This window comes from Providencia sp. wls1943, assembly GCF_009706275.1.
Lineage (GTDB): Bacteria > Pseudomonadota > Gammaproteobacteria > Enterobacterales > Enterobacteriaceae > Providencia > Providencia zhijiangensis.
The window spans coordinates 75,235-88,454 of the sequence record NZ_WLTU01000024.1 but is presented as its reverse complement, the minus strand read 5'-3'; the positions used below and the strand labels follow the sequence as shown (position 1 = coordinate 88,454).

14 protein-coding genes and 2 pseudogenes are annotated in these 13,220 nt (G+C 41.2%); 4 read left to right on the top strand and 12 right to left on the bottom strand.

The window, feature by feature from the left end; all coding sequences use genetic code 11:
• Positions 1-229: 229 nt before the first annotated feature.
• On the top strand, positions 230-667 hold the full coding sequence (locus tag GKR48_RS13260) for a GNAT family N-acetyltransferase (RefSeq protein ID WP_154628411.1): 438 nt from the start codon (positions 230-232) through the stop codon (positions 665-667).
• Positions 668-675: 8 nt separating this feature from the next.
• On the opposite strand, the gene GKR48_RS13255 is transcribed toward GKR48_RS13260, so the two are convergent.
• From GKR48_RS13255 to GKR48_RS13230, 6 genes are all read right to left on the bottom strand, one after another.
• On the bottom strand, positions 676-1,209 hold the full coding sequence (locus tag GKR48_RS13255; RefSeq protein ID WP_230088677.1) for a GNAT family N-acetyltransferase: 534 nt from the start codon (positions 1,207-1,209) through the stop codon (positions 676-678).
• A gap of 133 nt (positions 1,210-1,342) precedes the next feature.
• Entirely contained in the window at positions 1,343-1,999 is a 657-nt protein-coding gene (gene fdnI / locus GKR48_RS13250) for a formate dehydrogenase-N subunit gamma (protein ID WP_154628408.1), read from the bottom strand.
• Positions 1,992-2,879, bottom strand: coding sequence for a formate dehydrogenase subunit beta (fdxH, locus tag GKR48_RS13245; RefSeq protein ID WP_195848254.1), 888 nt, complete (start codon positions 2,877-2,879; stop codon positions 1,992-1,994). Before fdxH ends, fdnI begins: the two co-directional genes overlap by 8 nt.
• An 11-nt stretch (positions 2,880-2,890) precedes the next feature.
• On the bottom strand, positions 2,891-5,938 hold the full coding sequence (fdnG, locus tag GKR48_RS13240; protein WP_154628406.1) for a formate dehydrogenase-N subunit alpha: 3,048 nt from the start codon (positions 5,936-5,938) through the stop codon (positions 2,891-2,893).
• Between the two features lie 351 nt (positions 5,939-6,289).
• Positions 6,290-6,613, bottom strand: a complete 324-nt coding sequence (locus tag GKR48_RS13235; RefSeq protein WP_154604211.1) for a YnfA family protein — start codon at positions 6,611-6,613, stop codon at positions 6,290-6,292.
• A 62-nt stretch (positions 6,614-6,675) separates the two neighbouring features.
• Positions 6,676-6,942 (bottom strand): DUF2798 domain-containing protein, encoded by a 267-nt coding sequence (locus tag GKR48_RS13230; RefSeq protein WP_154628404.1) that lies wholly within the window; start codon positions 6,940-6,942, stop codon positions 6,676-6,678.
• 271 nt (positions 6,943-7,213) lie between these two features.
• On the opposite strand from GKR48_RS13230, the gene GKR48_RS13225 reads away from it, so the two are divergent.
• Both GKR48_RS13225 and GKR48_RS13220 read left to right on the top strand, forming a co-directional pair.
• The gene (locus tag GKR48_RS13225; RefSeq protein WP_336431166.1) at positions 7,214-7,768 is read left to right on the top strand and encodes a dihydrofolate reductase family protein; all 555 of its coding nucleotides are present in this window, start codon (positions 7,214-7,216) and stop codon (positions 7,766-7,768) included.
• A gap of 2 nt (positions 7,769-7,770) precedes the next feature.
• Entirely contained in the window at positions 7,771-8,370 is a 600-nt protein-coding gene (locus GKR48_RS13220; RefSeq protein WP_154628403.1) for a TetR/AcrR family transcriptional regulator, read from the top strand.
• A gap of 88 nt (positions 8,371-8,458) precedes the next feature.
• On the opposite strand, the pseudogene GKR48_RS13215 reads toward GKR48_RS13220, so the two are convergent.
• The 3 genes and pseudogenes from GKR48_RS13215 to GKR48_RS18315 form a co-directional block, all read right to left on the bottom strand.
• A pseudogene (locus tag GKR48_RS13215) lies at positions 8,459-8,886 on the bottom strand (TOBE domain-containing protein).
• 270 nt (positions 8,887-9,156) lie between these two features.
• Entirely contained in the window at positions 9,157-9,840 is a 684-nt protein-coding gene (can, locus tag GKR48_RS13210) for a carbonate dehydratase (protein WP_154604216.1), read from the bottom strand.
• Positions 9,841-10,017: 177 nt separating this feature from the next.
• Positions 10,018-10,522 (bottom strand): annotated as a pseudogene (locus GKR48_RS18315) (hypothetical protein); the annotation flags it as partial.
• Positions 10,523-10,586: 64 nt separating this feature from the next.
• Between GKR48_RS18315 and GKR48_RS18310 the strand changes: the two are divergent.
• Complete coding sequence (locus GKR48_RS18310; RefSeq protein WP_442959383.1) at positions 10,587-10,781, top strand: SymE family type I addiction module toxin; 195 nt, start codon at positions 10,587-10,589, stop codon at positions 10,779-10,781.
• A 9-nt stretch (positions 10,782-10,790) separates the two neighbouring features.
• On the opposite strand, the gene GKR48_RS13190 is transcribed toward GKR48_RS18310, so the two are convergent.
• The 3 genes from GKR48_RS13190 to GKR48_RS17925 are packed head-to-tail and all read right to left on the bottom strand — an operon-like array spanning position 10,791 to position 13,218.
• Positions 10,791-11,135 (bottom strand): DUF6572 domain-containing protein, encoded by a 345-nt coding sequence (locus GKR48_RS13190; protein ID WP_154628400.1) that lies wholly within the window; start codon positions 11,133-11,135, stop codon positions 10,791-10,793.
• 9 nt (positions 11,136-11,144) lie between these two features.
• Positions 11,145-12,236 carry a VENN motif pre-toxin domain-containing protein gene (locus GKR48_RS17930; protein WP_230088675.1) on the bottom strand — a complete coding sequence of 364 codons (1,092 nt, stop codon included), beginning with the start codon at positions 12,234-12,236 and terminating at the stop codon, positions 11,145-11,147.
• Between the two features lie 28 nt (positions 12,237-12,264).
• Positions 12,265-13,218: a hypothetical protein gene (locus GKR48_RS17925; RefSeq protein WP_230088674.1), complete on the bottom strand. Its 954-nt coding sequence runs from the start codon at positions 13,216-13,218 to the stop codon at positions 12,265-12,267.
• Positions 13,219-13,220 lie beyond the last annotated feature (2 nt).

Sequence of the window (13,220 nt, the reverse complement as noted above, 5' to 3'; positions counted from 1 at the left end):
TCCTACCATGGTTTTTAAATTGATTAACATAATCAAGCAATAAACACTGCAATAAAATAAAGTATAGTGCTTATATGAATTTCGGGGACATATCCTCTAATAATGAAGCAGTTATCTTTTTTTTCTGAGAGTAATATCCCAAAAACGCCCCTTAACTAAAATAGCCATCAAATATTAACTTTCAAGCCTGACAATCTAAGATAAATTCTCTATATAAGGATAAAATGCAATGAATATTCAACCAGCTACCGCTAATCATTACGATGAAATCATGCGTGTTTGGGAAGCTTCAGTAAGAGCAACCCATGATTTTCTGCCAGAAAAGAATATTGAAATGCTAAAAACACCCATTAGGGAACAATACTTACCTAATTTGTCTGTTTTTGTCGCTTTAAATCCACAAGGTGAAGTCACTGGATTTTTAGGGGCTGGGGAAAATCGACTCGAAATGCTGTTTATTTCCCCGCAAGCGAGAAGAACTGGCATCGGTAAACAGTTGCTGAATTACGCCATTGAGCAGCTAGGTGTTAATGAAGTCGATGTGAATGAACAAAATCCGCAAGCGGTTGGTTTCTATCAACATATGGGATTTGTTCAATATGCGCGTTCTGAACTTGATGGGGAAGGAAATCCATTTCCTTTACTGCATATGCGATTAGCTAAATAGCGACAGATTTATAGATACTGACTATTCATCACTGTATTCACCAGAAAATGGTTAAATACGTCATACTGACTCTGTGTGAAAGGCGTATTTAAGCTTAAAATTTCCAGCTTATGAGGTGAATACTGGGTGTTATAGCATGGGTGATGATGGACATAGTCATTTCTAACAAAACCATTTTTTTCATAGAAATGAAGGCGTTTTTTCGCAACCTCATCAACTAATGGGTCTATCTCTAACACTATCTGTGGGTACAACTGGCACAGTGCGGTCAACGATTTTTGACCGTAACCTGCCCCACGAATGTGTTGGTCAATAGCAAAATGTTCAATGTAGAAAAAGGCATCAATAGCCCACCCCCCGATAAACCCAACAAACTGATTATTATCAGTAATTTTATATAAATAGTATTGTTCTAGCGGAAGTAATGCCGCTCTTCCTGCATAAGAACGTTGTTCGTGGTCAGGGAAGGAAATATCGTATAGCGCATTAATTAATTCATTATCGTGTTTATCATTTGCAGAAATTCTTACCAGTTCAACCATTTTCCCTCCGAAATCACTCAAGATAATCAATCTAAAACATGACATTCTTTAAACATAAAAAAGCCACTGTCATTGTGTAACCTTTTCGGTAACGTCAACAACAGTGGCTTATATTACTTAATTGACAGCCAAATTACTGGCTTTTTTCAGCTTCCGCTTTGGCTTCTTTCGCTTCAACATCACGATACCAACGTGGGTGATGTTTCTTCGCCCAGCGACGGCTCACTTTACCTTCAATCATGCCGTTGATAGATCCTTTAACCCAGAATGCCATATACATGTGGATTAAAATTGCATGGATCAGAATAATCGCTGCTAATGCGTGAACCAAAATACTCCAACGCACCATCCAAATTGGGAATAAATGTGCAAAATAAGGGCGCCACATGATAATACCGGTGACCAAGAGTACAAAAATCATACTCATGATGCTCCAGAACATCATCTTTTGACCCGCGTTATATTTGCCCACATCAGCCACTTCATGTTCATTGCCTTTGAGAACTTGGACAATATTCAGGATCCAAGGAATATCTTTTCTATCTGGAATATTGTGTTTCACAAAGCGCACAAACATAAACATCAGTACGACAAAAATCAGCACACCGAAGAAAGGATGCAGAATTCGACCCATTTGTGGCGTACCGAATGTTTCGGTTAGCCACTTTAAGGTTGGGAAAAATAACGCAATCCCTGACAATGCAACTAAGAAGAAGCTGATAACCACTGTCCAGTGGCACGCTCGGTCAATAAATTTCGTCCGAACGATCATTTTGCTCTTTTTACTCATGGTCATCTTTCTCCTCTTCATCATCCACTTCTTTGTTTGGACCAATACCCACATAGTGGAAAATCAGCCCCGCAAATGTGGCGATAAAGCCCGCTACCGATAATGGTTTCAGGATGCTTTGCCATAGATTAATTGGGGTATCAATCTGTGGATCTTTTGGTAACCCGTGATACAGCTCAGGTTTATCCGCATGATGTAACACATACACCACATGGGTTCCCCCAACCCCTTCCGGATCATAAATGCCAGCTTGGGCATAACCACGTTTTTGCAGTTTTTCAACACGCTCAGCGCCGTATTCCAGCATTTCGTTTTTAGTACCAAAACGAATCGCACCTGTTGGGCAGGTTTTCACGCAAGCGGGTTCTTGTCCCACTGCGACACGGTCAACACATAACGTACATTTGTACACTCGATTATCTTTTGGATTTAATCGAGGAATGTTGAACGGACAACCCGCGATACAGTAACCACAACCAATACAGTGTTCCGATTGGAAATCCACAATACCGTTAGCATATTGAATAATCGCACCCGCAGATGGGCATGACTTCAAGCAGCCAGGATCGGCACAGTGCATACAGCCATCCTTACGGATAAGCCATTCCAATTTACCTTGTTCACTGATTTCGCTAAAACGCATCACCGTCCAAGATTTAGCACTTAAATCGGTTGGGTTATCGTAAACCCCAACGCAGTGCCCGACTTCATCACGGATATCGTTCCATTCCGAACATGCCACCTGACAGGCTTTACAACCGATACAGGATGACACGTCAATGAGCTTACAAACTTCAAATTTATCGTCACGCGCCTGTGGTGGAGGCGTAATGCTATTGGTCGCGGAACGTTTAATAATGTCTTGAGATTGCATGGACATAGTTCCCTCCCTTACACCTTCTCAATGTTAACTAAAAACGCTTTATACTCAGGAGTCTGAGAGTTAGCGTCCCCCACAGATGGCGTCAACGTATTGGTAATAAAGCCTTTTTGCGTTGCACCTTCAAAGCCCCAGTGAATAGGAAGCCCGACGGTTTCAATCGGTTTACCGTCTACCATCAGGGTTTGCAGACGTGGTGTTACCACAGCAATCGCTTTAATAAAGCCACGTTTACTGCTGACTTTAACCTTATCACCCAAAGCGATGCCTTTGGATTTCGCTAAGGTTTCACTGATTTCCACAAACTGCTCCGGCTGAGCAATGGCGTTCAAGCGTGCATGCTTCGTCCAAGTGTGGAAATGCTCCGTTAAGCGATAAGTGGTTCCGACATACGGGAATTCTTTATGATCGCCAAGACGTTTCTTGTCATCTTCAAAAATTCGCGCAGCAGGGTTAGAGACCACATTTGGATGCAGAGGGTTAGTTCCCAATGGCGTTTCAAATGGCTCGTAGTGCTCAGGGAATGGACCTTCTGCCATTTTATCAATCGCAAACAGACGACCTAAACCTTCTGGTTGCATAATAAATGGCCCTGTACCAACTTCTGGAGCTGACGCGTTAAAGTCAGGCACATCGTTTCCGACCCACTTCTTACCGTTCCACTCAATCAGAACCAGATCTTTATTCCATGGCTTACCTTTGGTATCACAAGAGGCGCGGTTATAGATAACACGGCGGTTTAATGGCCATGCCCATGCCCAACCCAATGTATTACCAATACCGGATGGGTCGCTGTTATCGCGATTCGCCATCTGGTTACCTTTCTCAGTCCAGCTACCAGTGTAGATCCAGCAAGAAGACGCCGTTGAACCATCAGCGCGTAGCAGTGCGAATGAATTCAGAAGCTCGCCTTTTTTCGCTTGTAAGTTGCCATCCGCATCATATAAGTCGACCAGTGCAACCCCGTTGTTCTCTTTCGCCACTTCTTCCGATTCCGGATGGAATTGACGTTTATAATCCCAACGCATTTGCAGCAATGGCTCGCGACCTTTACCACCTTCTTGTTCATACATCTCACGGATTTTATGCAAAATACCCGTTAAGATCTGACCATCGTTACGTGCTTCACCCGGGGCATCCGCTGCTTTCCAGTGCCACTGTAACCAGCGACCAGAGTTAGCAATGGAGCCGTCTTCTTCCGCAAAGCAGGTTGAAGGTAGACGGAAAACTTCCGTTTGAATGGAAGCAGGGTCAACATCGTTCATTTCGCCGTGGTTCTGCCAGAAATTCGCTGTTTCGGTGGTTAATGGGTCAACCACGATTAGATATTTCAGCTTACTTAAACAGCTAACCACTTTGTTTTTATCTGGGAACGAGGCTACTGGGTTAAAGCCTTGGCAGATGTAGCCGGTGACTTTATCTTTGCTCATCATGTCGAAATACTTCATGACATCATAAGCTTGATCCCATTTAGGTAGCCAATCAAAGCCCCATTGGTTCTCTGGCTGAGCAGCATCACCGTAAAATGACTTCATCAAGCTGACGAAGAATTTCGGATAGTTGCTCCAGTAGTTAACCTGATTAGGTAATGTGGCTTTTGGCGTATTCGCGGCTAAATAGCTATCAACATCTAACTGTTTTTCTGATGGCAGTGTTAAATAGCCCGGAAGGCTCGTCGATAGCAGACCTAAATCCGTTAAACCTTGAATATTTGAGTGTCCACGCAGCGCATTCACCCCACCACCACAAATCCCCATGTTGCCTAAAAGCAACTGGATCATCGCCATGGTACGAATGTTTTGTGCGCCCACGGTATGCTGAGTCCAACCTAATGCATACAGGAATGTCCCCGCTTTATCTGCGGCGCTCGTGGTTGCCAGAATTTCACACACTTTTAAGAAATCTGCTTGCGATGTACCACAGATCCGTTCAACCATTTCAGGGGTATAGCGGGAAACGTGTTTTCTTAGCAGATTCCAAACACAGCGCGGATCTTGCAGCGTGTCATCACGTAATGCATGACCATTTTCATCAAACTTATAGTTCCAACTGGTTTTGTCATAACGACCGTTTTCAGCGTCATAACCACTGAATAAGCCATCGTTAAAGTCAAAATCATCTCTGACAATCAAAGATGCGTTGGTATAGTTCTGAACGTATTCCGCATTTATCTTATTATTTTCAATTAGATAAAGTAGAACACCAGAAAGGAAGGTAATATCCGTTCCTGAACGAATTGGCACGTAATGATCGGCCACCGATGCGGTACGCGTGAAACGCGGGTCTACCACAATCAGAGTTGCATCATTATTGTTTTTCGCTTCAATCGCCCAACGGAATCCGACAGGGTGAGCTTCAGCGGCATTACCGCCCATCACCATAATCACATTGGCGTTTTTAATATCAACCCAGTGGTTGGTCATCGCACCGCGACCAAATGTTGGAGCAAGACTTGCTACCGTTGGTCCGTGTCAGACGCGCGCTTGGTTGTCGACCGCTAACATACCGAGCGATCGTGCGAATTTTTGGGTTAACATCCCCGTTTCATTGCTAGCCGCAGAGGCGCAAAGCATCCCTGTCGATAACCAGCGATTGACAGTGGCGCCTTGTTCATTTTTTTCAATAAAGTTGGCATCACGGTCATCTTTCATTAAGCGGGCAATACGCGTAAAGGCATCGTCCCAACTAATGCGTTCCCATTTATTCGAGCCTGGTGCACGATATTCAGGATAACGTAAACGACTGTCACTACGAATGTAATCTAGTAACCCTGCCCCTTTCGGACACAGAGCACCGCGATTCACTGGATGATCGGCATCACCCTCGACGTGGAAGATGGCAGAGCGAGCATTCATTGCCCCATCACCCATACTATAAATCAGCAATCCACAACCCACGGAACAATAGGTACAAGTATTACGCGTTTCTTTCGAACGCAATAATTTATTTTCACGTACATTAGCCATTGCCATTCCTGGCATAAAACCTAACGCAGCTACAGTTGTACCTGCCATCCCGCCGGCGCAGATTTTAAAAAACTTTCTGCGACTGACGTTCATTATTAACCTCTTTTTATTTTTGTATATTCGCGGGAGAGAATATCAGTCACTTGTAATTAGATATTGCCTAAAATCAATGAAAGTGAAAATAAAGGTTAATTAATATCATTTAGGTAGTTAATTAGCCATTAAAAATACTACTTAATGAGTAATTATTGTTAAATTGATTTGGATCAATTAGATAGATTATTTGAATTAAGTAACAAATTAAGTTAAATAAAGATAATGCAAATGAATTTTAATTAGATTAGAAAATGTTTTTTATATTGTGGTTTATACCTACATTAAAATAAATAACCAATCCATATATTAAGCTAGATATTTAAAATTAACTTAATATATGGGTAGTTATTATTTCCAACCGCTAATAATAATACCCGCGCCAAGTAAAACGACCAGCGCACCAATCCAATCTGTAGCAGCAAGAGAAACACCATCAACGACTTTTAGCCAGATCAATGCCGTGACAATATAAATTCCACCGTAAGTGGCATAAATACGTCCGCTGGCTTCCGGGTGTAACGTTAACAACCAAACAAACAGCATTAAGCTGAGTACTGTGGGTACTAACAGCCAAATACTCCCCTGTTTTTTCATCCATAAATAAGGGAAGTAGCAACCTAAAATTTCTGCTAGCGCAGTTAAAAAAAATAATCCAATAATTTTTAATGACATAAAAATGTTTTCTTCTCAATAAAATCACTATTTATGCCACCTAATAAGAGGCGGCATATTGTTTAAGCTTGCTTAACAAATAGCAGTGATACGCGTCTTGCAATAGGCAAAACAAATAATACGGTTGGGAATGCAATCATCCATGAAATAGCCCATGAACTCATCCAAGGCGCATAAATTTCGGAGGTGAATCCCAGTGCACGAAGAGTACTTATTAGTGAAACAATACCGCTCATCACCAAAGATAAAAAGAAAGGCACCAGAAAAAACAGGGCGCGCATAGGAAGTTTAGGAATACCTAAAATATAGTTACGATCTTGAAAGGACATACAGTCTCCATTAATCAGCGGATACACAACAGCATATAACTGTTGGTGCAACAAAGTTATATGCGTTGATTAACGTAAACGCTTACGAGTCATAGAGACCAATTGAGAATCATTCTAATCTTTAATGATATTTTGTCAATACACCTTTTAACATCTTATTTACTCAATTTTATGCAGATTATCCTGATAAAAAATTAAGCACTTCACTATTGCAAATTCTACCTACCCATTTATTATACGCCGTATAATAAATTAGAGAGAGAATGCAGTGGTGACTACTGGACATGTTTTTATTGCAACCAGCCTTGATGGCTTTATAGCCCGTGAAAACGGCGATATCAGCTGGTTACTTGAATTAGATTCAACTGGAGAAGATCACGGTTATGATGCATTTATTGCTAATATTGATGTGATTATTATGGGTAGAGGCACCTACGAGACAATAAAACATATTCAACCTTGGTTTTATAATCGTCCGGTCATTGTGCTATCAAAAATACTCGCTCAAGAAGCTATCCCTGAAGAATTAATAGAAAAAGTACGCTTCGTTGACCTATCCCCTAAAGAAGTCATGCAGATGCTAAAAGCAGAGGGATATCATCACGCCTATATTGATGGTGGAAAAGTGGTTCAATCTTTTATTTCTGAAGGATTGATCAGTGACCTGATCATCACTCGGGTCCCCATTTTATTGGGTGCTGGTCGCCCATTGTTTGGTAAAATTTCTAACGATATTCACTTATACCATACACAAACTAAAATCTTTGATTCTGGATTTATCCAATCCCACTATGAAATAAAACAGTCCTCTAATGAAGGCCAATAATAATGGATCACGCATTGATAGCAAAAACACAAACAGTGAGGTCGGTAGGACGCCCAAATAAGAAACAACCAAAAATATCAGCAGAGGCGATTGTCAGTGCGGCAATAATATTTATTGATTCCCATGGATTTTCAGCACTCAGTATGCGAGCGCTCGCCAAAGAAATGGGCATTAACCCTATGACAATTTATTACTATTTTGAAGACAAAGAGTGTTTAGTCAAAGCGATTGCCAACCAGGTTTACGCTGAGGTAATGCCTTGTTTATCGGGAACACCCATCGAACAAATAAAGTACCTATTAACTGAATACCGAGAACGTATTGTGCGTTATCCTGAATTAACGTTATCAATATTTAATCACCCAAATTCTTTTCCTGAAGAGGCGCTGCGAATAACCAATACCCTTATCAAGCTTGCGATGGAATTAAAATACTCTCTAGAGCAAGCCACACTTTGGGTACATATTTTGGTTGATTTTACTCATGGTTCTGCACTAGCAGTAGCAAAAAGGAAAACTAATACAGAAGAAAATAGAGAGGAAAATGAGCTGATCTATTATCATCAAGCTATTGATAATTTATTGGTAAGAATAAAAGAATAAAAGAATAAAAGAATAAAAATTAAAAGAGAAAGATAAAGATAAAGATAAAGATAAAGAGCGGTTTCCTCTTTCTCTTCATCTCATTAACTTACTTTTTCATTGCTAAAATCACACTAGACGCTTTCACGATAGCCGTGACTTTACTGCCTGCCGCCAATTTCATCTCAGCAACACTGTTATTTGTTACCACTGCAGATAATTTAGTGCCTGCCCCAGTCGTCAAATGGACAACTGCATTCACACTGCCCGTTTCAATCGCATCAATACGCCCAGTGAACTGGTTACGAGCCGAAAAGAGATACTCGTGATCATCCGAAACTAAGACAACCCATGGCGCTTTAATAATGGCAACAGCCTGCTTGCCTTTTGCCAAACCTAGCAGCTGGGTGCTATTTTTCGTGATCACTGCAGAAATTGTTTCACCATTACCTAAGCTTAAAACCACTTCATCATTAACTCACCAGCCAAAACTGATTCGACCGTTCCTGTAAGCTGATTACGTGCTGAAATTGACATAGAAAACCTCATTTAATGGAAGACCAGTGAATATTGAAGCGATAGTAAGCTTTTTAAATATTGTTTACAAACAGTCAAAATTCTTGACCCTTACAAATGAGTGGCGAATCACATTTAGGCTTTGAAGCCATAAACTCTATTGTTCTCATGAAAAAAGACTCAATTGTTAAATATTGAATTCTTATTTTTTAATAAATACACTTAAAAAAGCCCCACTGATATACATTTATCAATGGGGCTTTTTCGTAAAATTAATTTATAAGTATTATATTAGTCCGCGGAGCAGCCTGTCGTAAACGGTGCCTTTGTGGTTAAAGCCGCTATCGCTTCACGATAACAAAGCTCCAGTTTTGCTCTGCTATCCGCCGTAATATCCAGATCCACCAAATAACCATCATTAATACCGTAGATCCAACCGTGAACCATAATATCCTGCCCTCTTTTCCAAGCAGATTGTAATACGGTGGAGTGGCCCAGATTATAAACTTGCTCAATCACGTTCAATTCACATAAACGATTAATACGTTCTGTTGGTTTAAGCTCACCTAACATTCGACTATGTTTAAACCAAATATCTCGAATATGCAGCAGCCAATTATCAATTAAACCTAATTCCTTATTGTTAATCGCAGCCTCAACACCACCGCAGCCATAATGCCCACAGACAATAATATGCTCCACTTTAAGCACATCAATAGCATATTGGATAGCAGATAAACAATTGAGATCAGTGTGAACCACGAGATTCGCTATATTTCGATGAACAAACAGGTCGCCGGGGCCAACTTTAATTAATTTTTCAGAAGGTACTCGGCTATCAGAGCAACCAATCCATAAAAACTTAGGTTGTTGGTCTTTTGATAATTGTCGAAAAAAGCCGGGGTCTTGTTCTTTAATCGACGTTGCCCATTCTCTGTTATTCACAAATAGTTCTTTAATTTTATCCATCGCCATGTGGCACGCTCACTTACAAATCTTGCTATATATGATATTTAAAACTTATTTATAAAAACGCAGTTAATTTAATTAATGTCCCTAAATTTACCAGAAGATTACTCTCAATCGGTAAATATGCAAAAAGTAATCTGTAGATAGCTTATTTTCTGAATATAGGTGTTTTTTTGACTTCCATCCAATTAGCTGCACTTTCTCAATCCGTTTTTGCTCTTTTTCTTTGTCAAAAATCGTATTGAGTTTTTCATGGGCATTGTCCGTATCACGGCTTAAATCCACCACTTTGGCTGTCAACCTTGTAGTCGGCTTGGTTCTTGATATCCCCAAAGCCCAGCGTACCCGTGTCGAGCTTGTTTTTGTCTTTGTCTGCGGTCGAGGCGATAACCGCCCCATCCAGTTGAGTGTGTTTATCGACGGTGATATCGAAACCGCCTTTGCCTGCCTGGATACCCGTTTGTTCTTTCACACTGTCATAGTTGCTCTTGATTTTATCTTAGCTGGCACTGATGTTCGCTGAACCACTCATTGAACCGTAGGTAAAGCTGCCTACCGCACTCATATCTTGTTGCTTCGCATCCAGTGTGGTTTCGGTGTGAGTGCTGTCTGGGCTGCTGTCTTTATTTTTATCCGTTGTGGTAATCGACAGATTTTGTCCGGCATTTAAGGTGCTGCCTTGGGATTGAAAGTTGTACGCGATGGCAAAGTAAAACACCGACAGCTAAAGAAGAAGCGATTAAAACCAGACGATATTCAGTGGATTACCCCCAAACAGAGGTAAACCCAACCCCAGTCCACAACTGATACTCAGCGGTAAGTGGTTGAAGGAAATTAGATTTGAGGTGGGTAGTCACTTTACCCTCACCCGCCAAGCCGGACAGTTGATTATCCGGCTGGCTGAGGAGATCCTAGTGTGTGGCGAGGATCTCCTGTTCTTAAAATAGTACAAATACTTAATCTTTAATATTTTTTTCTTCATATGTCAGTTGAATTTTAATAGACGACAAAATTTCACTAACTCGATTTATAAACTCAATACATTCATGAGGAATGCTATACTTAAAGTAAATTTTAAACATAACCTCCTTTCCAAAGGCATCTGGATATTTCTCTAACATATCTCCACTTTCAACAAATTCTATATATTTATTAATTTTTTCTTGTAATTTATATAAATGCTCATTTGTATATTCTGACCACTGTAAATGATCTGTAATAACTAATATAACTTGTGGAGGCACTATGTCTTCGCAAGTAACTGTAATTAAATCGATTTTATTTAAATCTTCTATAGACATGTAATATCCTTAATTATCAGTTGCTTTTGGTCTAACAACTTCAACTTCTGTCGGTGGTATTTTAGTTCCACCTTCAAATCCAGGCTTTCCTTTTCCAACAATGGTTCCGCCTTCAGCTTTAAGTTCAGGAAAACCTTTTTCTTGGTTTTTAGTGAATGGAGCCGTTTGAGAACTCTTACATTCTATACACTTAATATTTCCATTTTCATCTTTAGCCATTATATCAATTCTAACTTTAGTTCCTTTATTTGTTTCTATAGTGATTTCTCTTGAAGGCGTTTTTAAACTAGGATTTGATTTTATCTCATCAAAAATAGAGCTCTCAAACTCCTTACCTTTTTCACTATTTTGCTGAACATTTGTTGGCGGATTTGGTGATGCTACTTTCGTCTTAACACCATTTTCAAAGGTATAGTATCCACCATTATTACTATAAACCGTGTTTCCTGATACATCTGTCTTGCCAGTATTGCTATATGTACTTCCTTTCGGACCTACTATTGCATTATCTTTTGCACTGTAACCTGTCGGTAATTTAGAACCTTTTCCTTGTTCATTAGCCGTATTACCTTTATTTCCTTTAACAGCCGTTGATATAACAGTAATACCTGTGTTCTTGCCTACACCGGCTATCCCTATTTGATCAAGGCCTTCTTTACCACCTAAAGCAATTTTAACTTCTGGTGTCGCTGCGTTAAAAATTGCTGAGGCTGTTAACTCATTCTCATTTTTAACTAAGTTAACCAGTTCTTTTCTGTCTTCAGCACTTAATGAATCTACCCATGCAGCCCATTTTAGTGAGTCTGCTTGATCTACACCGGCAAGGAGTTCTCCCCAAGACTCTATAGAATCAGTAATTTTACCCGCTTTCGCATCAGCGACTGCTTCGTCTCGTTTCTTTTTACTAAGTGCGCGGAACTGGTCAAATATCTTATCTTTATCCGCACCCGTTTCTGTTGCTTTAATTAATTCTTGTCTTAAATCGAGGACATTTTTATTTGATAGATGGTTATTCTCAACCGCATTCTTCGCTGCTTGCGAGCCAGTAATTGCCCCCGCCACATCACCCGTAGTAAGACCACCCGCTAATCCTGAAGCCAATTGGCTCAGTGCACTGACTTGCTGTTTCTCACTTTCGGTTAAGTCTGAAACCTGCTTGCCCGGGGAAGAGGGTGTTCAAGATAACATGAGCGGACAGCTCACCGCCACCGGCACCTAATCCTCCTGCAGCAGCAGATTGGTTATTTAGCTCAGCGACTATAGCACCTAATACTGCGTGTGCCATCGCATTCGCGGCTTTATTATCTTCGCCAACCTGCTGTTTTATCAATGTCGCTAAGTACGGCGATGAGGCATTCGCCAGTGCCCCCGCTAAGTTATCACCTGCTAGCCCTTGCAGCAACCCGGTGACGGCTTGAGCCGCTTTTTGGAAGTCGCTGCCCGTGCCATATTGTGCCATGGCGTTGTTATAAGCTTGGTCTTTAATGGCCTGCTCGGTGGGTGTTTTCCCTGCGGCTTCCAGTTGTTGCTTCGCGACCGCTAATGCATCGGGGTCTTTTTGGGCTTTGTAGCCCGCAATTTCCCCTTCGGTGCGGATGATATCCATGGTCTGGTTGCCGATTTCACCAATCAACTGGGATTGTTTTAAGCGGTTTTGTTCTTTCTCTTTATCGAATATCGGGTTGATGCTGCCGTCATTGGCATGCTCGGTATCGCGGTTGAGCTCGTTAACATCCTGTTTTTGTTTGTCGTCATTGCGAACAATGATAGTACCGTCACTGACCGCTGATTGCGTGGTGCCTTCCGCATGACTGCTGTTATTGGCGTTAGAGAGTAACCCACCCGCGGCATTGGTCACCAACTGACTGCCTATCGGACCACCAGTGCCAATCGAATCGCCCGTGTGCTCGGCGGTAAAGTCGGCTTTGTTATCGATATCTTTCCAGCCTAATGTGCCCGTATCGAGGCGATTTTTATCTTTGTCCGCGGCTGACGCGATAACCGCGCCATCAAGCTGAGTGTGCTCTTTGACGTTGACATCAAAGCCGCCTTTGCCGGCAAAAATCCCGGTTTGTTCTTTCACAC

Bases quoted from the DNA above. Each gene is read 5' to 3' on its own strand.
- fdxH (WP_195848254.1), bottom strand. From the start codon at position 2,879: ATGTCCATGCAATCTCAAGACATTATTAAACGTTCCGCGACCAATAGC.
- fdnI (WP_154628408.1), bottom strand. From the start codon at position 1,999: ATGAGTAAAAAGAGCAAAATGATCGTTCGGACGAAATTTATTGACCGA.
- GKR48_RS13230 (WP_154628404.1), bottom strand. From the start codon at position 6,942: ATGTCCTTTCAAGATCGTAACTATATTTTAGGTATTCCTAAACTTCCT.
- GKR48_RS13260 (WP_154628411.1), top strand. From the start codon at position 230: ATGAATATTCAACCAGCTACCGCTAATCATTACGATGAAATCATGCGT.
- GKR48_RS13255 (WP_230088677.1), bottom strand. From the start codon at position 1,209: ATGGTTGAACTGGTAAGAATTTCTGCAAATGATAAACACGATAATGAA.
- GKR48_RS13235 (WP_154604211.1), bottom strand. From the start codon at position 6,613: ATGTCATTAAAAATTATTGGATTATTTTTTTTAACTGCGCTAGCAGAA.
- GKR48_RS13220 (WP_154628403.1), top strand. From the start codon at position 7,771: ATGGATCACGCATTGATAGCAAAAACACAAACAGTGAGGTCGGTAGGA.
- GKR48_RS13190 (WP_154628400.1), bottom strand. From the start codon at position 11,135: ATGTCTATAGAAGATTTAAATAAAATCGATTTAATTACAGTTACTTGC.
- can (WP_154604216.1), bottom strand. From the start codon at position 9,840: ATGGCGATGGATAAAATTAAAGAACTATTTGTGAATAACAGAGAATGG.